Raw genomic sequence first — 19,303 nt, 5'->3', positions numbered from 1 at the left:
AATTACCTGCTTATTCTTCGCTGGTGTGCACTTTACGGTGCAGGATCGCCTGGAATTCATCGGCGAAGGTGTAGTAACGGCTGATCAAGGTTTCGCCACGGGCGGCAAAACGGTTGTAGGCAATTACTGCGGGAATAGCGGCGAACAGGCCGATCGCGGTGGCGATCAAAGCCTCGGCGATACCCGGGGCCACGGTGGCCAGGGTGGCTTGTTGCGCCTGGGCCAGGCCACGGAAGGAGTTCATGATGCCCCACACGGTACCGAACAGGCCGATGTACGGGCTCACGGAACCGACGGTAGCGAGGAACGGCAAGCTTTGCTCAAGCTTCTCTTCTTCACGGGAGATCGCGACGCGCATGGCGCGGGCCACGCCTTCCATGACCGCTTCGGGGTCAACACCCGGTTGCTGGCGCAGGCGCGAGAATTCCTTGAAACCGGCGCGGAAGATTTGTTCTACGCCCGAATCCGGGTCCGGGTTGCTACCGGCCTGGCGGTACAGCTTGGACAGGTCGATACCCGACCAGAAGCGCTCCTCGAAGCTCTCCAGGGCACGTCGACCGGCACGCAGCAGGTTGCTGCGCTGAAAAATCATGACCCAAGAGGTAACCGATGCGGCTACCAGGACCAGCATCACCAGTTGAACCACAACACTGGCATTGCTGACCAGGCTCCACATGGAGGAATGGTCGACGACGGTAGGTTCCACGCTAAATCTCCTGCTTTGATTGTTTACCCGCGCCGCTTACGTCGGCAAAGGCCGCACGTAGAGCTTCGGGAATGGCCCGGGGTTTCAAACTATTGGTGCGCACACAGGCCACCAGGAACTGCCCCTCACAGAGCAGCGTTGCATCCGTTGCCCGCCTGACCTGCTGTTTAAAGCGCAGGCTGACACGGTTCAATTCGATAACTTCAGCGCTGACCAGCAATTCGTCGTCCAGTCGCGCCGGTGCGTGGTAGCGCGCCTCGCTGGAATGCACGACGAATAACAGGTCCTCCCCTGCCAGCTGGGATTGGGCAAAGCCCAGCTCCCGTAGCCGCTCGGTTCGAGCCCGCTCCATGAACTTGAGGTAGTTGACGTAATAAACGATGCCGCCGGCATCGGTGTCCTCGTAATAAACGCGACAGCGATGTGCGAACGACTGATCCCCGTTTTGCGCGCGCATACTCTAGTGCTTACTCCTCAGGTTGCCAATCCGGCTGGGCAACTGTTTTTGCATTCTATTCAGCATTTCTAACGACTGAATGACGACACCAGCCACTAGGACAGCACAAACTTCAGATAAATCGTCTGGCGTGGCGTTATTAATCGTCCACTGCATCAAGGAATTCGTCTACTACAGGCATCTCGCCCAATCGTGACGGAATGTTTAACCCAAAATGCAAATAGGCGTGGCGCGTGACCACGCGGCCCCTTGGCGTACGCATGATGTAACCCTGCTGGATCAGGTACGGCTCCAGCACATCCTCAATGGTATGGCGCTCCTCACTGATGGCCGCTGCCAGGCTGTCCACTCCGACCGGGCCGCCATCGAACTTCTCGATCATGGTCAAGAGTAGACGTCGATCCTGGTGATCGAAGCCGTGCTCGTCCACATCCAGCAGGTTCAAGGCCAAATCCGCCACGGCCTTGGTGATATGCCCCTTGGCCCGTACTTCGGCAAAATCGCGCACACGACGCAGCAAGCGGTTGGCGATACGCGGCGTGCCACGGGCCCGGCGGGCGATTTCAAACGCACCTTCCGGGTCCAGCGGCAACCCCAGGATGCCCGCCGAACGGCTGACAATGGTCGCAAGATCGGCAGTGCTATAGAACTCTAGACGTTGAACAATGCCGAAACGGTCTCGCAACGGGTTGGTCAGCATCCCGGCGCGCGTGGTGGCGCCGACCAGCGTGAACGGCGGCAGGTCGAGCTTGATCGAGCGGGCTGCCGGGCCTTCGCCGATCATGATGTCGAGCTGAAAGTCTTCCATGGCCGGGTACAGCACTTCCTCGACGATCGGCGACAGCCGGTGAATCTCGTCGATAAACAGCACGTCGTGGGGCTCAAGGTTGGTCAGCAGTGCGGCCAGGTCGCCCGGACGCTCCAGCACCGGGCCGGAGGTGGACTTGATCGACACGCCCATCTCCTGGGCGATGATCATGGCCAGGGTGGTCTTGCCCAGGCCCGGCGGGCCGAAGATCAACGTGTGATCAAGGGACTCGTTGCGCCCACGCGCAGCCTGGATAAACAGCTCCATCTGCTCGCGCACGGTCGGCTGGCCGATATAGTCGGCAAGGCTGATGGGGCGGATGGCGCGGTCCTGGACTTCTTCACGGTCGCGCGGGCCGGTGGCCGCGATCAGACGATCAGCTTCAATCACTTAAATCATTCCCTTCAGGGCTCGGCGGATCATGTCTTCGCTGCTCAGGTTCTTGTCCTTGATGGCCGATACGGCTTTGCTCGCCTCCTGGGGCTTGTAGCCCAGGGAGATCAGCGCGCTCACCGCATCGCTTTCGGCACTGGCGACCTGGCCGGCCGGCATGTCCGGCTGGTTCGGTACCAGGGCAAACATGTTCGGCACCACTTCCCAGGCCTTGAAACGGTCCTTTAGCTCGACCAACAGGCGCTCGGCGGTTTTCTTGCCGACACCGGGCACCTTGGTCAACGCTGATGTGTCCTGGGCCGAAACCGCGCGTACCAGTTCGTCCACTTCCAGGCTCGACATCAACGCCAACGCCAACTTGGGCCCCACGCCATTGAGGCGAATCAGCTCTCGAAAGAAGTCGCGGTCGCGCTTGCCAATGAAACCATAGAGCAATTGCGCGTCTTCGCGCACCACCAAATGCGTGTGCAATGTTATCGGCTCGCCAATCGACGGCAGGCGATACAGGGTGGTCATGGGCACTTCCAGCTCATACCCCAACCCATTTACATCCAGAATCAGGTGCGGCGGCTGTTTCTCAGCCAGGGTGCCGCGCAAGCGTCCAATCACGGTTCAGATCCTTAAAGCTTGGGGTCAGAACACGGCCTGACCGGAAATTACGATTGCGCTGATGCTATCAGAGACGCAGCCGCCCGCCACGACTGCGTGCGGTGCCCAAGCCATGCGGCAAGAGGCTGGAACGCGTGTGCGCATGGCAAATGGCGATGGCCAGGGCGTCGGAGGCGTCGATTTGCGGCTTTGAGGTGAGCTTGAGCATGTGCATGACCATCATCTGCACCTGCTCTTTATTTGCCGCCCCGGTGCCGACCACGGCCTGCTTGACCTGGGTCGCGGTGTATTCGGCGATTTCCATGCCCTCCTCCGCACCGGCCACAATAGCAGCGCCACGAGCCTGACCGAGCTTTAAGGCAGAATCGGCGTTTTTGGCCATAAAGACCTTTTCGATGCCCATGGTGACCGGCCCGTAGGTCTGGATCACTTCACGCACGCCGCGGTACACAATCTGCAGGCGCTCGGCCAACTCGCCCGCGCCGGTACGGATGCAGCCCGAAGCGACATAGACGCAGCCACGCGGGGTGTGTTGCACCACGCCAAAACCGGTGATGCGCGAACCGGGGTCGATACCAAGGATTAAAGTCATAACGCCTGCGGGTTGGGAGAAACACGATTCTTGCGGCCAACAACAATCAAATGTGGGAGCTGGCTTGCCTGCGATGCAGACACCTCGGTACTTCTGTTAAACCGAGGTGATGCTATCGCAGGCAAGCCAGCTCCCACAGGAGATTTTCATGGTGCTCAGGTGAGTTGTTCGGCTACGGATTCCGGGATGTCGGCATTCGAGTAAACGTTCTGCACATCATCCAGGTCTTCGAGCATGTCCAGCATTTTCAGCACTTTCTGCGCGCCGTCCAGGTCCAGCTCGGCACTGGTGGTCGGCAGCATCACGATTTCCGCGTCGGTGCCTTTGAAACCAGCCGCTTCCAGGGCGTTACGCACGGCGTAGAAGCCCGCGAACGAGGTGAACACGTCGATGGAACCGTCTTCGTTGGTCACCACATCGTCGGCATCTGCCTCCATGGCCGCTTCCATCAAAGCGTCTTCATCGGTGCCGGGGGCGAACGTGATCTGCCCCTTGCGCTCGAACAGGTAAGCCACCGAGCCGTCGGTGCCCAGGTTGCCGCCGCATTTGCTGAAGGCATGGCGCACGGCGGCTGCGGTGCGGTTGCGGTTGTCGGTCATGCACTCGACCATCACCGCCACGCCGCCTGGGCCGTAGCCTTCGTAGCTCAGCTCGACCATGTCGTCGGTATCAGCAGCGCCGGCACCACGGGCCACGGCGCGATCAATGATGTCGCGGCTCATGTTGGCGCCCAAAGCCTTGTCCAGCGCCAGGCGCAGACGCGGGTTGGAACCTGGGTCACCACCGCCTTGGCGGGCGGCGACGGTCAGTTCGCGAATCCACTTGGTGAAGATCTTGCCTTTCTTGGCATCCTGACGCTCTTTGCGGTGCTTGATGTTCGCCCACTTGGAATGGCCAGCCATAACACAACTCCGAAAATTCTCTAGAAACCTTATCAATCCCGCCCCAGGCAGGAATTCCCTCTTTTAAACGCAAAGGCGCATCCGAAGATGCGCCTTTTTGACTGCGTACAACTTTATCGCGCTTTCACGCCGCAGCCTTACTCAGCCTTCGGCGTCTCGCGCAGACGGATGTGCAGTTCGCGCAGCGCCTTGGCATCCACCACGCCCGGTGCCTGGGTCATGACGTCCGCAGCACTCTGGGTTTTCGGGAAGGCGATCACTTCACGGATCGACTGGGCGCCGGTCATCAGCATCACCAGACGGTCCAGGCCGAACGCCAAGCCACCGTGCGGCGGCGCGCCGTACTTCAGGGCGTCGAGCAGGAAGCCGAACTTCTCTTCCTGTTCCGCTTCGTTGATACCCAGCAGGCGGAACACCGCTTGCTGCATCTCTTTGCGGTGGATACGGATCGAACCGCCACCCAGCTCGGTGCCGTTGAGCACCATGTCGTAGGCACGCGACAGCGCGCCGGCCGGGTTGGCTTCCAACTCTTCAGGCGAGCACTTCGGCGCGGTGAACGGGTGGTGCAAGGCGCTGAAGCTGCCGTCGTCATTCTCTTCGAACATCGGGAAGTCGACGACCCACATCGGTGCCCACTTGCAGGTCAGCAGGTCCAGGTCGTGGCCGAGCTTGATGCGCAGCGCGCCCAGGGCTTCGCTGACGATCTTGGCCTTGTCGGCACCGAAGAACACGATGTCGCCATCGACTGCACCGACGCGGTCCAGGATCGCGTTCAGGTTGTCCAGCGGGATGTTTTTCACGATCGGCGATTGCAGGCCGTCAACGCCATTGGCGCGCTCGTTGACCTTGATGTACGCCAGGCCCTTGGCACCGTAGATGCCGACGAACTTGGTGTAATCGTCGATCTGCTTGCGCGGCATGCTCGCGCCGCCAGGCACGCGCAGGGCGGCGATGCGGCATTTCGGGTCGTTGGCCGGGCCGCTGAACACCTTGAAGTCGACTTCCTTGAGCTGGTCGGCCACGTCCACCAATTCCAGCGGGATACGCAGGTCCGGCTTGTCGGAACCGTAGCGGCGCATGGCTTCTTCGAAGGTCATGTGCGGGAATTCGCCGAATTCCAGGTCCAGCACTTCCTTGAACAGGTTGCGGATCATTTGCTCGGTCAGGCCCATGATCTCTTTTTCATCGAGGAAGCTGGTCTCGATGTCGATCTGGGTGAATTCCGGCTGGCGGTCAGCGCGCAGGTCTTCATCACGGAAGCACTTGGCGATCTGGTAGTAGCGGTCGAAGCCGGCGACCATCAGCAGTTGCTTGAACAGTTGCGGCGATTGCGGCAGGGCAAAGAACGAACCGGCGTGGGTACGGCTCGGCACCAGATAGTCACGCGCACCTTCCGGGGTGGCCCGGGTCAGGATCGGCGTTTCGACGTCGAGGAAGCCGTTTTCGTCGAGGAAGCGGCGGATGCTGGTGGTCATGCGCGAACGCAGGCGCAGCTTCTCGGCCATTTCCGGACGACGCAGGTCCAGGAAGCGGTAGCGCAGGCGGGTTTCTTCGCCCACGTCGGAGTATTCGTTGAGTGGGAACGGCGGGGGTTCCGACTCGTTCAGCACTTCCAGTTCATAACCCAGCACTTCGATGGCGCCGGAGGCCATATTGGCGTTTACAGCACCGGCCGGGCGCAGGCGCACCTTGCCGGTGATTTTAACGACGTATTCGCTGCGCACGCGGTCGGCGGCGGCGAAGCTCTCGGCGCGGTCCGGGTCGAACACCACTTGGGCCAGACCATCACGATCACGGATATCGAGGAAGATCCCCCCGCCGTGGTCGCGGCGACGGTGAACCCATCCGCAAAGGGTGATTTCCTGACCATCCAGGGTCTCGTTCAGTTGGCCGCAATAGTGGCTGCGCATCATGGTAGTGGTTTCACTTCTCGTAATTCGAAATTCGGTGGAGGCTCGCCTCGTCACCGTACAGTTAAGCAGGGGACGGATAATGCAGGAGCCTGCGCGTAGAGTTCAACTCAGTCTGCTTTGTCGCCGCCCGCCAGATTCTTCTTGGCGCCGGTCTTGAAGTCGGTCTCATACCAGCCGCCGCCGCTCAGGCGGAAGCCCGGCATGGACAACATCTTCTTCAGCTCAGGTGCCTGGCAGGCAGGGCAATCGACCAGCGGCGCGGCGCTGATCTTCTGAATGGCTTCCAACTGATGACCACAGGAAGCACATTGATAATCGTACATGGGCATGGAGATGTCTCGGCGATCAGATCGTAACTGCGCCACGCCCACCCTGTGGATAAGCCGGGGCGCGCAGCAAAGCGCGGGATTATATCTGGTAAATCGACACAGCGCAGCCGGCTTTCTGCCCGAAGCCTGGCCCGCCTTGACGGTGGGCCCGCTTCGCAACCGGCGGATTAATCCAGGCCCGTGACGCTGACACGATCTTTTAATACGTGGACCACGCACACCACCCGCACCAACCCGCTGAAGTTCTTCACTCCCCCGTAACGCAAATGCACTTCCCGATCGACATACGACAGCAACGCGCTGACTGAACAGGCATTGATCCTGGCTATCTCCGTGAGGATATTCCAATAGATCTGCTCAAGACGCAGGCAGGTGGAAAACCCATTGAGCCTGACCGACCGGGACAATGGCTTGGCCAGTCCCATGTCGAACCCTTTGGCAAAGGGGTCGACCTTTATCTTGTGAAAACCGGCGGTTTCCATCACTCCATTACCCACTCCGCGTGACATACACCTGACACTCCATTGCCAAACAGCAGCCCATGGGTTTCTCCCATTGGGCAGTGGGCCTATAAAACAGCAGGGCGAGAGGAGCAGCCAGAAGACGCGGATTGGAAAGTTGTAGGACAACGCCAGGAAATGCGGAGAAACAAGCGAGCGGCGCCAGGAAGGCGCCACTCAGGGGGTGCTTTTATTGGTTTTCAAGCAAGGAACGCAGCATCCACGCGGTTTTCTCGTGAACCTGCATGCGCTGGGTCAACAGGTCGGCGGTCGGCTCGTCGCTGACCTTGTCGAGCAATGGGAAAATACCGCGCGCGGTGCGGGTGACGGCTTCCTGGCCGGCCACCAGTTGCTTGATCATCTCTTCGGCGCTGGGCACGCCCTCTTCTTCCTTGATCGAAGACAGCCGGGCATAGATCGAATAGGCTCCCGGCGCCGGGAAGCCCAGGGCACGGATACGCTCGGCAATGGAGTCCACCGCCAGTGCGAGTTCGTTGTACTGCTCCTCGAACATCAAGTGCAGCGTACGAAACATGGGGCCCGTGACGTTCCAGTGGAAGTTGTGGGTTTTCAAATACAGTACATAGGTATCGGACAGCAGCCGTGAAAGCCCATCGACGATGGATTTACGGTCTTCTTCACTGATACCAATATCGATTGCCATGTTTTTCCCCTTCAATTGACGAACATTCATTGATCAGGTGCAGGACCACTCTAGCAAGAGTGCCGGCAGTGTGCAGCCCGGCACCGGCCGGGTGAGATGCGGCAAATCGCCCCGCTCGGCCGACAAGCCTTTGCACAGCGAGAAAGCCTCAAAATGTCGCGCAAAACAGCCGCACCCGTCTAGGACAAGTGTTTTACGCAAAAATGCTATTGCCCTTGCAACGCCCCGAAATGCTTGATTTGAGTAGGCACAGCCTTTGCTGTTAAATAGGCGGCGTGTGGTTACCGTTCATTTCTGCGGGACACCACATAGGCTGATACCCGCGCACGTGCCCAACGCCTCCCATTGTTCAGAAGCGAACCGTGCCAGTCAGCTCTTCCTTGTGATCCGTCTTAACGTGAGTTAATCAAAATGTTGAAAATCGTCCACCTCCTGACGGGCGTTGCAGCTTTGCTGCTGTCCTTTATTCCGAGTCTGCAGCCTGAAAGCCTGCCGTACCTGGAACAACATGACGCCCTGTACCTGGCCTTGTTCGGCCTTCTTAACCTGACGCTCGCACCGGTAATCCCTTACTGGAACAAAGGCACGCGTCATCAACTGCAAAACCTGGTCAGCGCGCTGCTGGTACTGACCGTTGTCGTGCAAACCCTCACCCTCCTGGCACCTATGCCTGAAGTGGGCGGCCACCCGGCCATCCTGCTCAGCCTGGTGATTGCTGTGGTCGCCATCGTTCTTCACCTGGCCATCAGCTTCTACCGTTCGTCGCCTGCTACGGCGTCGCAAAACTACGACATGACCAACCGGGATACCGGGACCGTCAAGTGGTTCAACACTTCCAAAGGCTTCGGCTTTATTTCCCGCGATTCGGGCGACGATATCTTCGTCCACTTCCGGGCTATCCGTGGCGAAGGCCATCGCGTCCTGGTCGAAGGCCAGCGCGTGGAGTTCTCCGTCATGAACCGCGACAAAGGCCTGCAAGCCGAAGACGTGATTGCGGCCCTGCCGCGTCGCTGATTCCTACCCGCAGCGCATAAAAAACCGCGATCCGGCTGAGCCGGATCGCGGTTTTTTTATGTGCGGCCATTAATGCCGTGGCTATCAATAATGTGGCGGTGGTGCTTCTTCTTCGGAGGTCTCGAACTGCCCGCCCATTTCTTCCTGGCGCTTGAGCAGCGCCGTCATCTGCATCTGCAGGCGTTCAACCGCACGCTGCTGGGTGACCAGAATGTCATTGAGGGTCTCGATGGTATCGTCCTGGAACGCCAGGCGGCTTTCCAGATCGGTAACGCGGTCTTGCAGGTCCATGATTCAGTCCTGGGTAAAGATGAAGTCGGCAGGTAACAACCCGCGCAATTGGCCGCGAATCGCCGCCACTTGCTCATCGGTATAAGGCCGTGCCGGGTGTTTGCCCCAGACCGGTGCCGGCCAGGCCGCATCGTCACGCTTGCGCACAATGACATGCACGTGCAACTGGCTGACCACATTCCCCAGCGCACCGATGTTCATTTTGTCGGCGGCCAGCCCTTCATTGAGCAACTGCGCCAGGGTGGTCGTCTCTTGCCACAACCGGTGTTGATCGGCGACATCCAGTTGAAACACTTCGCTGATACCGTCGAGGCGTGGCACCAGGATGAACCACGGGTAGTTGGCGTCGTTGGACAGCAGCAGGCGGCAGAGCGGGAAGTCTCCAATGGCCAGTGTGTCTTGTTGCAGGCGTTGGTCTAAGGCGAACACGCGGCACTCCGTTCGGCAGGTCAATTTCAGGTGCTCAGCATACCTTCGAATGCCCAAGGCTTCACGGCGAATGCGGGAGCGTTGAGGCCACTGAGCGAAAAAAGCACGCACCCTTTCGAGGCAGGCAAATATTTGAGCTACGCTAAATCGGGCCTCAGCGGGATGCACCAAAATGACCCACCCGTGCCTCAAAGGGATCCGCCAATTACCCACTCAAGGGGTGAACCGGTAACGCTTTGCCCTGGCACAGTTTTTTTGTACCTCCCAAAAGGTGTTTCAGCGGGGCGTCAAGCCCAAACCAAACGACGTAAGAAGCCCGTGCTTATGCGGTTTTTACACGGCCGTAACGTTTTTCACGAAAAAATGACATTCGGTTACCGCTTTGTGCACGCTTGTTGCATTCACACCCGTATCGTCGGCAACGGCACCCGTTTGGATACGGGTGTTACGCGATAAGAACAGTAGCGTTCAGGTGCATTTCAAGGATGAGTTCAAACTTCGCAAGGGGTAGGAATACCGCACTTTAGTTGTCAGCCTGGTGACACTCAGGCTGTGAATTTGCGACAGGGAAATAGCAATTTACGACAGCCTCGTAAAGAAGCTGAAAGGATAGATGAGTAAGTATCGTCAATAGGGTCTGCGTGATATAACTTTGCGCCGACACAAAAAAGAAAGAGCCGCCCAGATAAAAATACAGGTGGGACGGCAGTACTCTTCCTAAAACCAAAGGAGCAAATCACGATGCGCGTGATGAAGTGGAGCATGATCGCCCTGGCTGTATCAGCAGGCACCTCGCAGTTCGCAATGGCGTCCGCCCAGGACGACTCCAAGGGCTTTGTTGAAGACAGCACTTTCAGCATCAATACCCGTTTGCTGAACTTCCGTCGGGACTTCCGTAATAACGATACCGGCAAGAGCTACACCAATGAAACCGGCCTGGGCTTCAACGGTCTGTTCCAGTCCGGCTACACCCAAGGCACCATCGGTGTCGGTGTTGACGTGATCGGCCTGCTGGGCGTGAAACTGGACAGCGGCAAGGGTCGCTCGGGCACTGGCCTGTTCCCTACCGGTGCCGACGGTCGCTCGCAAGACGACTACTCCAAAGGCGGCGGCGCGGTTAAATTCCGCATCTCCGACACTGTGCTTAAAGTCGGCGACCAGTACACCACCGCGCCGGTATTCGCTTCCGACGACAGCCGCTTGCTGCCAGAGCTGCCGCAAGGTATCTCGATCACCAGCAACGAGATCAAGGGCCTGAAACTCGAAGGCGGTCACTTCACCTCGAGCGTGGCACAAGCACAGACATACCGTGACAGCCTGGGCCTGACCAAAACCGACTTTATCGGCGGTGTCTACGCCCTGACGCCGGAAGTCAGCGCCAGCCTCTACTACGCGAAGACCGAAGACTACTGGAAGAAAACCTACGCCAACCTGAACTGGACTCACGCGCTGAGCAACGAACAGTCCCTGGCCGTTGACTTCAACATCTACAGCACCAAAAGCGACGGCGCCGGCCTGCAGCGCGCCGAAAAAGACAACACCACCAAACTGGATAACCGTGCGTACAGCTTGCAAGGTGCGTACACCATCCAGGCTCACACGTTTACCCTGGCCTACCAGAAAGTCAGCGGTGACGGTGACTACGGCTACGGCGTAGACGGCGGCGGCACGATTTTCCTGGCCAACTCCATCGCCCGTTCCGACTTCAACGCTGAAGACGAAAAATCCTGGCAAGCTCGCTACGACCTGAACATGGCCACTTTCGGCGTGCCAGGCCTGAGCTTCATGACTCGTTATGTCAGCGGCAGCGGCGCCAACACCGGCACCACTTCCAACGGCAAAGAGTGGGAACGCGACATCGAAGCCAAGTACGTGGTTCAGAGCGGCCCGGCAAAAGACCTGAGCCTGCGCGTTCGTCAAGCGACCTATCGTTCGTCTGATGGCGTGTACTACGGTTCGGCGTCGATCGACGAACTGCGTCTGATCGCGCAATACCCGCTGAACATCTTGTAATCAGCGGTTTAATTACAACGATGACTTAAGGCGTAAGCCTTAACTAAAAAGCCGCTCCCCTGTTTTGCAAGGGAGCGGCTTTTTTATTTCAGATTTATTACACAAGAAAAATAACTAGCAAGCTAAGTAACTATATTGACCTTACCCATCGAACTTGACCTATCGGCCAAGTTCGACAACCTGCCGCTTAGTTATTTGGCAAGCGGTTCTTGCATCACGCGAATAACTCGCTGCGGAAACGGAATATCAATACCCGCCCCTTTCAAACGATCACGCGCCAGTTCATTGAGCATAAACACTACATCCCAATAATCCGGGGTATTGGTCCAGCAACGCAGAGAAACAGTGATCGAACTGTCACCCAGGGTCGACACCACGGCCGCAGGCGCCGGGTCAGCCAGTACGCGTGGGTCTTTGGCCAGCTCCAGCAGCACTTCACGGGCTTTCTGCAGGTCGGCCTCGTAGTCGACACCCACATCAAACACCACTTTGCGGGTCGGCTGACGGTTGGTGTTGGTGATGATGCCGTTGGACAGGATGCCGTTGGGCACGATCACAGTCTTGTTGTCGCCCGTACGCAGCACGGTGTGGAAGATCTGGATGCTGTCGACAGTCCCGGAGGTGCCCTGGGCTTCGATCCAGTCACCAATGCGGAAGGGGCGGAACAGCAGAATCAGCACGCCACCGGCGAAGTTCGCCAGGCTGCCCTGCAACGCCAAACCGATGGCCAGGGTAGCGGCACCGATCGCGGCGACAAACGAGGTGGTGGCCACGCCGATCATCGAGGCCACGCTGACAACCAGCATGACTTTCAGCGCAATGTTCGCAAGGCTGGTGATGAAATGCTGCAACGCCAGGTCTGCGTTACGGATGGCCAGCAAGCGCCCCACGCGGTGGGTCAATACGTTGATCAGCCACCAGCCGATGGCCAGGGTGATTACCGCCAGCAACACGCGGCTGCCGTATTCCATGATCATGGGGATCCAGGACTGCGAGGTCTTGATCAGGTGATCCATTTCAGCGTTTAAATCCATCTATCTTCTCCTGTTGCGCGGATGTGCGGCTTAATTGACTGCCTTAAAACGCAAATGAGCCCCGAAGGGCTCAAGTGTAGGCACTGTTTCCGGGGCGTGGGACGTTAAAAACGCTCACAGGTTCCCCAATGTGCCATCAGTCGCGGAAGTTATTGAACTGCAGCGGCATGTCGAAGGTCTTGGCGCGCAGGGCGGCGATGGCTTCTTGCAGGTCGTCCCGCTTCTTGCCGGTGATACGCACCTGCTCACCCTGAATGGCGGCCTGGACTTTCAACTTGGCGTCTTTGACGTGAGCGACGATCTTCTTCGCCAGCTCCTTGTCGATACCTTCCTTGAGCACGGCTTCCTGCTTCATCAGCTTGCCGGAGGCGTAGGCGTCCTTGATTTCAAGGCACTGTGCGTCGATTTTGCGCTTGACCAACGACAGCTTGAGGATCTCGATCATCGCTTCCAGCTGGAAATCGGCTTCAGCGGTCAGGTTGACGGTCAGTTCCTTTTCCTTGAACTCGAAGCTGCCCTTGCCCTTCAAGTCATAGCGACGGTCCAGTTCCTTGACGGCGTTTTCGACGGCGTTGGTGACTTCGTGTTTGTCCAGTTCGGATACCACGTCGAACGAAGGCATGTCATTTCTCCAATATAAGGGGCGGGCTCAGTAAAGATGGAGCGCGCCCAAGCTAAAATGCCGAGGCATTATAGCGGTTCTTTCGCACCATTCATCGCAGGCGACCCTACGGAGCACAAACTGATGTCGACCACCTGGCATATTCTCGGCGCCGGCAGCCTGGGCACCCTCTGGGCCACGCGATTGTCGCGCGCAGGCCTGCCTGTGCGGCTGATAGTGCGCGACGCCGCGCGCCTGGCCAGCTATCACAAGGCGGGCGGCCTGACCCTGGTGGAACACGGCATAGAAAATACTTACCCGGTGATCGGCGAAACACCCGACAGCCCCGAGCCGATTCATCGCCTGCTGGTAGCGTGCAAAGCCTACGATGCCCAAAGTGCCATCGCACAGCTGCAACACCGGTTGGTACCGGACGCTGAATTGGTCCTGCTGCAAAACGGCCTTGGCAGCCAGGATGCGGTGGCCGCGCAATTGCCCCAGGCCCGCTGTCTCTTTGCCTCCAGCACCGAAGGCGCGTTTCGTGACGGCGATTGGCGCGTGGTCTTCGCCGGCCACGGCTTCACCTGGCTGGGGGACGCGCGCCGCCCCACTCCCCCGCTTTGGCTGGACGACCTGCACGCCGCCGGCATTCCCCATGAGTGGAGCACCGACATCCTGACGCGTTTGTGGCGCAAGCTGGCGCTCAATTGCGCGATCAACCCGTTAACGGTGCTTTACCAGTGCCGCAATGGCGGCCTGCAAGCCCACCAATGCGAAGTCGCTACCTTGTGCGCCGAACTGAGCGAGTTGCTTGAATGCTGCGGCCAACCCGCCGCCGCCCAGGACCTGCACACTGAAGTGGAACGGGTGATCCAGGCCACCGCGGCCAATTATTCGTCCATGTATCAGGACGTGGCCGCCAGCCGCCGCACCGAAATCAGCTACCTGCTCGGTTATGCGTGCCAGGCCGCAGCGCGCCATCAATTGGTGCTGCCGCATCTGCAACAGTTGCAGGCGCGTCTGGTCGACTACTTGCACACACGCGGATTGGCCAGCGACTGAGGCACGCGCTACCCTGCCTACCTGTCTATTACCTGGAAAAAACCTGATGCCACTGCGCCAGCGTCTTGAAAACCTACCGGTAGGGCAGAAACTGCTGGCCGCCCTGCTGGTGCTGTTGACCACGGTATTGCTGGTGGCCAACCTGACGTTTATCAGCGCCGCCTATTGGATCTCCCAGGAAAGCATGGCGCCCCAGGCGTTGCAGGCCATCGGTCGATTGGTGTCCAACCCGTCGCTGGCCGCCGAAGCCCTTGAATCCCCGACCAAGGCCGACGCCCTGCTCAATGAGCTGACCAGCTATTCGCCCTTGCGCGCCGCTGCGCTGTACGACGGCGAAGGCACCTTGCTGGCGCAGATGCAGCACGGCAACCGCCTGCACCTGCCGGAAAACTACCGGCATATCGAAGCCTGGCGCCTTACCGAGTTTCGCAGCAACCAGGTCATCACCCTGCCCCGCACCGGCCAGCCATCCGGGCATTTGCTGTTGGTGGCCAGCAGTGAGTTGCCGGTGGCGTTCTATACCGGCACATTGACCGCCAGCCTCGGCATCCTGATTTTCAGCGTATTGCTGTGGCTGGTCATCGCCCGCCAGATCAAGCGCCTGATCACCCGCCCGATCCATGAGCTGGAAGAACTGTCACGCCAGGTGACGCGCGAAGAAAACTACGCCCTGCGTGCCGGGCGCGGCAACCATGATGAAATCGGCAGCCTGGCCGAAGCCTTCAACACCATGTTGTCGCGCATCGAAGCCCGCGAGCAGCAGCTCAAACGTGCGCGGGACGACTCTCAGGCCGCCTACGACCAAGCCCAGGGCCTGGCCGAAGAAACACGCCACACCAACCGCAAGCTGGAACTGGAAGTGCAGGTGCGCAGCAAGATCGAGAAAAAGCTCACCGGTTTCCAGAACTACCTCAACAGCATCATCGACTCAATGCCGTCGGCGCTGATCGCTCTGGATGAACAGCTTTACGTCACCCAATGGAACCAGGAAGCCACGGCGCTTTCCGGCACGCGCCTGGATGAAGCGCTGAACCAGCCGATCTTCCTCGCCTTCCAGCCGCTCAAACCGTACCTGCCGCAGATAAAAGCCACGGTGGAGCAGCACACGGTGGAGCGCATTGAGCGTGTCACCTGGATCAAGGATGACGAACCCAAGCATTACGCCCTGACCTTCTACCCGTTGATGGGCGGTGCCGGGCGCGGCGTGGTGATCCGTATCGACGACATCACCCAGCGTTTGTCCCTGGAAGAAATGATGGTGCAGTCGGAAAAAATGCTCTCCGTGGGCGGCCTGGCTGCGGGCATGGCCCATGAAATCAACAACCCGCTGGGGGCGATCCTGCATAACGTGCAGAACATTCGCCGGCGCCTGTCTCCCGACCTGCCGAAGAACCTGGAACACGCCGAACAGGCCGGAATCGAGCTGGAGACGGTCAACCATTACCTGCAAAGCCGCGAAGTCCCGCAATTGCTCGATGGCATCCAGCAAGCCGGCGCGCGGGCGGCGAAAATCGTCACCCATATGCTCAGTTTCAGCCGCCGCAGCAACCGCCAGATGGCGCCGTGCGATTTGCCGGCACTGATCGACCAGGCCGTGGAAATTGCCGGTAACGACTTCGACCTGACCATCGGCTTCGACTTCAAGGGCCAGGCGATCATCCGCCAGTTCGACCCGCAACTGGGCCCGGTGCCGGGCACCGCCAACGAGCTGGAACAGGTGCTGCTCAACCTGCTGAAAAACGCCGCGCAAGCCATTCACCTGCGTGAAGACGACAGCGAGCCGGGGCGCATCATCCTGCGCACCCGCCTCAACCCGCCGTGGGCGGAGATCCAGGTGGAGGACAATGGCATCGGCATGAGCGAAAACGTGCGCAAACGCACCTTCGAGCCGTTCTTTACCACCAAGGAAATCGGCCAAGGCACCGGGCTTGGGCTGTCGGTGTCGTACTTCATCATCACCAACAACCATAAAGGCCAGATGGAAGTGCATTCCACCCTCGGCCAAGGCACCTGTTTTACCCTACGCCTGCCGTTGGCCGGCAGCCAGATGCCACCCTATGAACTGACTCAACTGGAGCAATGACCATGGGCTTTCGCCTGTCGAAGATCTACACCCGCACCGGCGACCAGGGCGAGACGGGCCTGGGTGACGGCCGTCGCGTACCCAAGGACCACCCTCGCGTGGAGGCGATTGGCGAGGTGGATACGCTCAACAGCCAACTGGGCTTGCTGCTGGCCAACCTTGAAGAACAGAGCGGCAAGCACCCGCAGCTCAACGAGATCATCGAGGTGCTTACGCCGTGCCAGCACCGCTTGTTCGATTTGGGCGGTGAGTTGGCGATGCCCGTGTACAAAGCGTTGAATGCCGCAGAAGTCGACAGGCTGGAAGCGGCGATTGACCGTTGGAACGAGGAAGTCGGGCCGCTGGAGAACTTCATATTGCCCGGCGGTTCAGCGCTGATTGCCCAGGCCCATGTGTGCCGCAGCCTGGCGCGCAGTGCCGAGCGGCGGTGTCAGCAGTTGAATGCGATTGAGCCATTGGAAGGCGTGGGGCTTGCGTATATCAATCGGTTGTCGGATGTGTTGTTTGTGGCGGCGCGGGTGATTGCCAAGCGCCAGGGTGTAGCGGAAGTGTTGTGGCAGGCGGCGGCGAAGCCCCACTAAGATCGTTAAGATCGTTCCCACGCTCTGCGTGGGAATGCCTCTGGTGACGCTCCGCGTCACGCTTTAGGACGCGGAGCGTCCAGGGCTGCATTCCCACGCGGAGCGTGGGAACGATCATCAACCGATCATCAAACCTCAGGCCAAAACGCCCGAATCCCCGCAACACCTTGAGCCCCGGCTTCCCAAGCCTGTTCCCGCTCAGCCGGCCCAACCCCGCCCAACAGAAACACCGGCTTGCTGAACCCACGGATCAACTCTACCGCCTGTTCCCAACCCAAAGGCTGGGCATCGGGATGAGTCTGGGTCGGCTGCACCGGCGACAGCGTGACAAAATCCACGTCCATCATCTCTGCCAGTGCCAGCTCTTCGGCGTTGTGGCAAGAAGCCGCCAACCAGCGATCCTTCGGCAACGGTCGGCCTTTGCTCGCATACTTACGCAGTTGCGCCGAGGTCATGTGCCAGCCGGCGGCAGGGAAATCCCCCAGCCATTCGAACGGCCCTTTAAGCATCAGTTGCGCCTTGCCGGCACACAGGCCCACCGCGTCCACCGCCAGGTCACGGTATTTAGGGTCGTAACCGTTAGGCGCACGCAGTTGAACCAGCTTGATGCCACCGGCAATGGCTTTCTGGATACCTCGCAACAAGGTGGGGGATTCCAGTTCGCCTGGTGTGATCAAGTATTCAGCGGGCAAACGGGCAGCCGCAACAATCGGTGCATTCGCCGCCGGAAACTCATAGTTGAGCAAATCCCGCGGCGCCACCCACTCCAATGGCTGCCCTTCGGCACCGTGGGGCTCGCCGGCAAATGCCGACACTTCCCAGACATCCAGCAACACCTGCTTGTCCGGGTAGTCATGCTGCACCTTGATCAACGGGCGCGCCGTGGTGACCTGGATGCCCAGTTCTTCCTGCAATTCGCGGGACAACGCGGCAACAACCGACTCATCCGCCTCCACCTTGCCGCCGGGAAACTCCCAGAGGCCGCCTTGGTGCTGGGTGTCGGCACGGCGTGCCAGCAGGATCCTGCCGTCAACGCCACGGATCACCGCTGCTGCTACATGCACTCGTTTCACCACGCGTTCCTCTTGACTGTCAGGTGCGGTATTCCGCGTTGATCTTCACGTACTCGTGGGACAGGTCGGTGGTCCAGATGGTTTCGCTGCACTCGCCGCGACCCAGCTCGATGCGGATGGTGATTTCTTCCTGCTGCATCACCGCCGAGCCCTGGGCTTCGGTGTAGGTTTCGGCGCGGGCGCCACGGCTGGCAATGCACACGTCGCCGAGGAAGACGTCGATCTTGCTGACGTCCAGGTCCGGCACACCGGCACGGCCGACGGCGGCGAGGATGCGGCCCCAGTTCGGGTCGGAAGCAAACAGTGCAGTCTTGATCAGCGGCGAGTGGGCCACGGTGTAACCGACATCCAGACATTCCTGGTGATTAGCGCCGCCGTTGACTTCAACAGTAACAAACTTGGTTGCGCCTTCACCGTCACGCACGATGGCCTGGGCCACGTCCATGCACACCTCGAACACCGCCTGCTTGAGCGCGGCGAACAGTGCGCCCTCGGTAGAGGTGATTTCCGGCAGGTTGGCCTGGCCGGTGGCGATCAGCATGCAGCAGTCGTTGGTCGAAGTATCGCCATCGATGGTGATGCGGTTGAACGACTTGTTGGCACCGTCGAGCATCAGGCGCTGCAGCACGTCGCGAGAGACTTTGGCGTCGGTGGCGATGTAGCCGAGCATGGTGGCCATGTTCGGGCGGATCATGCCCGCGCCCTTGCTGATGCCGGTCACGGTGACGGTGACGCCGTCGTGTACAAACTGGCGGCTCGCGCCTTTTGGCAGAGTGTCGGTGGTCATGATGCCGGTGGCCGCAGCTGCCCAGTTATCCACAGACAGGTCATCCAGTGCGGCTTGCAGCGCGCCTTCGATTTTTTCCACCGGCAGCGGCTCACCGATCACGCCGGTGGAGTACGGCAGCACTTGGCTGGCATCGACGCCGGTCAACTGGGCCAGCTTGGCGCAGGTGCGCGCAGCGGCAACCAGGCCTGGCTCGCCGGTACCGGCGTTGGCATTGCCAGTGTTGGTCAGCAGGTAACGGATCGAACCTGCCACGCGTTGCTTGGCCAGGATGACCGGTGCGGCGCAAAACGCGTTGAGCGTGAACACGCCCGCAACCGTCGAGCCTTCGGCACAGCGCATCACCACTACATCTTTGCGCCCCGGGCGCTTGATGCCGGCCGAAGCGATACCGAGTTCAAAACCGGCGACCGGGTGCAAAGTGGGCAAAGGACCAAGACCAACAGCCATGAATGCGCTCCT

At 59.6% G+C, this 19,303-nt stretch carries 21 protein-coding genes; 5 read left to right on the top strand and 16 right to left on the bottom strand.

Features of this window, described 5'->3' with window-relative positions; genetic code table 11:
• Window positions 1-10: 10 nt before the first annotated feature.
• The 10 genes from tolQ to AOA59_RS06135 all read right to left on the bottom strand — a co-directional run bounded on the left by tolQ (window position 11) and on the right by AOA59_RS06135 (window position 7,873).
• Window positions 11-706, bottom strand: a complete 696-nt coding sequence (gene tolQ / locus AOA59_RS06185) for a protein TolQ (protein WP_003209819.1) — start codon at window positions 704-706, stop codon at window positions 11-13.
• A gap of 1 nt (window position 707) precedes the next feature.
• Complete coding sequence (gene ybgC / locus AOA59_RS06180; protein ID WP_015885610.1) at window positions 708-1,163, bottom strand: tol-pal system-associated acyl-CoA thioesterase; 456 nt, start codon at window positions 1,161-1,163, stop codon at window positions 708-710.
• Window positions 1,164-1,302: 139 nt separating this feature from the next.
• The gene (gene ruvB, locus AOA59_RS06175; RefSeq protein ID WP_099486443.1) at window positions 1,303-2,361 is read right to left on the bottom strand and encodes a Holliday junction branch migration DNA helicase RuvB; all 1,059 of its coding nucleotides are present in this window, start codon (window positions 2,359-2,361) and stop codon (window positions 1,303-1,305) included.
• Window positions 2,362-2,973, bottom strand: coding sequence for a Holliday junction branch migration protein RuvA (gene ruvA, locus AOA59_RS06170; protein WP_056858571.1), 612 nt, complete (start codon window positions 2,971-2,973; stop codon window positions 2,362-2,364). It lies immediately after the preceding gene.
• A gap of 67 nt (window positions 2,974-3,040) precedes the next feature.
• Window positions 3,041-3,565, bottom strand: coding sequence for a crossover junction endodeoxyribonuclease RuvC (gene ruvC, locus AOA59_RS06165; RefSeq protein ID WP_024077147.1), 525 nt, complete (start codon window positions 3,563-3,565; stop codon window positions 3,041-3,043).
• 155 nt (window positions 3,566-3,720) lie between these two features.
• The gene (locus tag AOA59_RS06155) at window positions 3,721-4,467 is read right to left on the bottom strand and encodes a YebC/PmpR family DNA-binding transcriptional regulator (RefSeq protein WP_017139810.1); all 747 of its coding nucleotides are present in this window, start codon (window positions 4,465-4,467) and stop codon (window positions 3,721-3,723) included.
• A gap of 137 nt (window positions 4,468-4,604) precedes the next feature.
• Window positions 4,605-6,380, bottom strand: coding sequence for an aspartate--tRNA ligase (gene aspS, locus AOA59_RS06150; protein WP_099486439.1), 1,776 nt, complete (start codon window positions 6,378-6,380; stop codon window positions 4,605-4,607).
• 107 nt (window positions 6,381-6,487) lie between these two features.
• Window positions 6,488-6,709 carry an FmdB family zinc ribbon protein gene (locus AOA59_RS06145; protein WP_017139808.1) on the bottom strand — a complete coding sequence of 74 codons (222 nt, stop codon included), beginning with the start codon at window positions 6,707-6,709 and terminating at the stop codon, window positions 6,488-6,490.
• 167 nt (window positions 6,710-6,876) lie between these two features.
• A complete protein-coding gene (locus AOA59_RS06140; protein WP_099486437.1) occupies window positions 6,877-7,218 on the bottom strand; it encodes a ribbon-helix-helix domain-containing protein in 342 nt (113 codons plus the stop codon).
• 181 nt (window positions 7,219-7,399) lie between these two features.
• Entirely contained in the window at window positions 7,400-7,873 is a 474-nt protein-coding gene (locus AOA59_RS06135; RefSeq protein ID WP_003193874.1) for a Dps family protein, read from the bottom strand.
• Between the two features lie 411 nt (window positions 7,874-8,284).
• Here AOA59_RS06135 and AOA59_RS33335 point away from each other — a divergent pair, with 411 nt between their 5' ends.
• Window positions 8,285-8,887 (top strand): cold-shock protein, encoded by a 603-nt coding sequence (locus AOA59_RS33335; protein WP_099486435.1) that lies wholly within the window; start codon window positions 8,285-8,287, stop codon window positions 8,885-8,887.
• A gap of 84 nt (window positions 8,888-8,971) precedes the next feature.
• On the opposite strand, the gene AOA59_RS06125 is transcribed toward AOA59_RS33335, so the two are convergent.
• The gene (locus AOA59_RS06125; RefSeq protein WP_017139805.1) at window positions 8,972-9,178 is read right to left on the bottom strand and encodes a SlyX family protein; all 207 of its coding nucleotides are present in this window, start codon (window positions 9,176-9,178) and stop codon (window positions 8,972-8,974) included.
• A 3-nt stretch (window positions 9,179-9,181) separates the two neighbouring features.
• Window positions 9,182-9,607, bottom strand: coding sequence for an HIT domain-containing protein (locus tag AOA59_RS06120; protein WP_065930441.1), 426 nt, complete (start codon window positions 9,605-9,607; stop codon window positions 9,182-9,184).
• Between the two features lie 741 nt (window positions 9,608-10,348).
• On the opposite strand from AOA59_RS06120, the gene AOA59_RS06115 reads away from it, so the two are divergent.
• Entirely contained in the window at window positions 10,349-11,620 is a 1,272-nt protein-coding gene (locus AOA59_RS06115) for an OprD family porin (protein ID WP_056858567.1), read from the top strand.
• Between the two features lie 191 nt (window positions 11,621-11,811).
• Here the strand turns inward: AOA59_RS06115 and AOA59_RS06110 are convergent, their stop codons facing one another.
• Window positions 11,812-12,654, bottom strand: coding sequence for a mechanosensitive ion channel family protein (locus AOA59_RS06110; protein ID WP_056858566.1), 843 nt, complete (start codon window positions 12,652-12,654; stop codon window positions 11,812-11,814).
• Window positions 12,655-12,790: 136 nt separating this feature from the next.
• A complete protein-coding gene (locus AOA59_RS06105; RefSeq protein WP_003209785.1) occupies window positions 12,791-13,276 on the bottom strand; it encodes a YajQ family cyclic di-GMP-binding protein in 486 nt (161 codons plus the stop codon).
• Window positions 13,277-13,399: 123 nt separating this feature from the next.
• Between AOA59_RS06105 and AOA59_RS06100 the strand changes: the two genes are divergently transcribed.
• The 3 genes from AOA59_RS06100 to AOA59_RS06090 are packed head-to-tail and all read left to right on the top strand — an operon-like array spanning window position 13,400 to window position 16,981.
• The gene (locus tag AOA59_RS06100) at window positions 13,400-14,317 is read left to right on the top strand and encodes a putative 2-dehydropantoate 2-reductase (RefSeq protein ID WP_099486433.1); all 918 of its coding nucleotides are present in this window, start codon (window positions 13,400-13,402) and stop codon (window positions 14,315-14,317) included.
• 46 nt (window positions 14,318-14,363) lie between these two features.
• A complete protein-coding gene (locus tag AOA59_RS06095) occupies window positions 14,364-16,400 on the top strand; it encodes a PAS domain-containing sensor histidine kinase (RefSeq protein ID WP_065930439.1) in 2,037 nt (678 codons plus the stop codon).
• A 2-nt stretch (window positions 16,401-16,402) separates the two neighbouring features.
• On the top strand, window positions 16,403-16,981 hold the full coding sequence (locus AOA59_RS06090; protein WP_099486431.1) for a cob(I)yrinic acid a,c-diamide adenosyltransferase: 579 nt from the start codon (window positions 16,403-16,405) through the stop codon (window positions 16,979-16,981).
• 128 nt (window positions 16,982-17,109) lie between these two features.
• Here AOA59_RS06090 and AOA59_RS06080 read toward each other — a convergent pair whose 3' ends face one another.
• Together AOA59_RS06080 and argJ are read right to left on the bottom strand one after the other, a co-directional pair.
• Window positions 17,110-18,054: a Nudix family hydrolase gene (locus tag AOA59_RS06080; RefSeq protein WP_099486880.1), complete on the bottom strand. Its 945-nt coding sequence runs from the start codon at window positions 18,052-18,054 to the stop codon at window positions 17,110-17,112.
• 19 nt (window positions 18,055-18,073) lie between these two features.
• On the bottom strand, window positions 18,074-19,291 hold the full coding sequence (argJ, locus tag AOA59_RS06075; RefSeq protein WP_017139797.1) for a bifunctional glutamate N-acetyltransferase/amino-acid acetyltransferase ArgJ: 1,218 nt from the start codon (window positions 19,289-19,291) through the stop codon (window positions 18,074-18,076).
• Window positions 19,292-19,303 lie beyond the last annotated feature (12 nt).

The sequence above is a fragment of the Pseudomonas sp. 2822-15 genome, assembly GCF_002742515.1.
Lineage (GTDB): Bacteria > Pseudomonadota > Gammaproteobacteria > Pseudomonadales > Pseudomonadaceae > Aquipseudomonas > Aquipseudomonas salomonii.
Note: the sequence above shows the minus strand (reverse complement) of the source record. Positions and strands in the feature narration are given on the sequence as shown.

Coding starts and splice junctions, on each gene's coding strand:
- AOA59_RS06145 (WP_017139808.1), bottom strand. CDS start 6,709: ATGCCCATGTACGATTATCAATGTGCTTCCTGTGGTCATCAGTTGGAA.
- AOA59_RS06090 (WP_099486431.1), top strand. CDS start 16,403: ATGGGCTTTCGCCTGTCGAAGATCTACACCCGCACCGGCGACCAGGGC.
- AOA59_RS06115 (WP_056858567.1), top strand. CDS start 10,349: ATGCGCGTGATGAAGTGGAGCATGATCGCCCTGGCTGTATCAGCAGGC.
- AOA59_RS06105 (WP_003209785.1), bottom strand. CDS start 13,276: ATGCCTTCGTTCGACGTGGTATCCGAACTGGACAAACACGAAGTCACC.
- AOA59_RS06135 (WP_003193874.1), bottom strand. CDS start 7,873: ATGGCAATCGATATTGGTATCAGTGAAGAAGACCGTAAATCCATCGTC.
- argJ (WP_017139797.1), bottom strand. CDS start 19,291: ATGGCTGTTGGTCTTGGTCCTTTGCCCACTTTGCACCCGGTCGCCGGT.
- AOA59_RS06100 (WP_099486433.1), top strand. CDS start 13,400: ATGTCGACCACCTGGCATATTCTCGGCGCCGGCAGCCTGGGCACCCTC.
- AOA59_RS06140 (WP_099486437.1), bottom strand. CDS start 7,218: ATGTCACGCGGAGTGGGTAATGGAGTGATGGAAACCGCCGGTTTTCAC.
- AOA59_RS33335 (WP_099486435.1), top strand. CDS start 8,285: ATGTTGAAAATCGTCCACCTCCTGACGGGCGTTGCAGCTTTGCTGCTG.
- AOA59_RS06110 (WP_056858566.1), bottom strand. CDS start 12,654: ATGGATTTAAACGCTGAAATGGATCACCTGATCAAGACCTCGCAGTCC.
- AOA59_RS06125 (WP_017139805.1), bottom strand. CDS start 9,178: ATGGACCTGCAAGACCGCGTTACCGATCTGGAAAGCCGCCTGGCGTTC.
- aspS (WP_099486439.1), bottom strand. CDS start 6,380: ATGATGCGCAGCCACTATTGCGGCCAACTGAACGAGACCCTGGATGGT.
- AOA59_RS06155 (WP_017139810.1), bottom strand. CDS start 4,467: ATGGCTGGCCATTCCAAGTGGGCGAACATCAAGCACCGCAAAGAGCGT.
- ybgC (WP_015885610.1), bottom strand. CDS start 1,163: ATGCGCGCGCAAAACGGGGATCAGTCGTTCGCACATCGCTGTCGCGTT.
- ruvC (WP_024077147.1), bottom strand. CDS start 3,565: ATGACTTTAATCCTTGGTATCGACCCCGGTTCGCGCATCACCGGTTTT.
- AOA59_RS06095 (WP_065930439.1), top strand. CDS start 14,364: ATGCCACTGCGCCAGCGTCTTGAAAACCTACCGGTAGGGCAGAAACTG.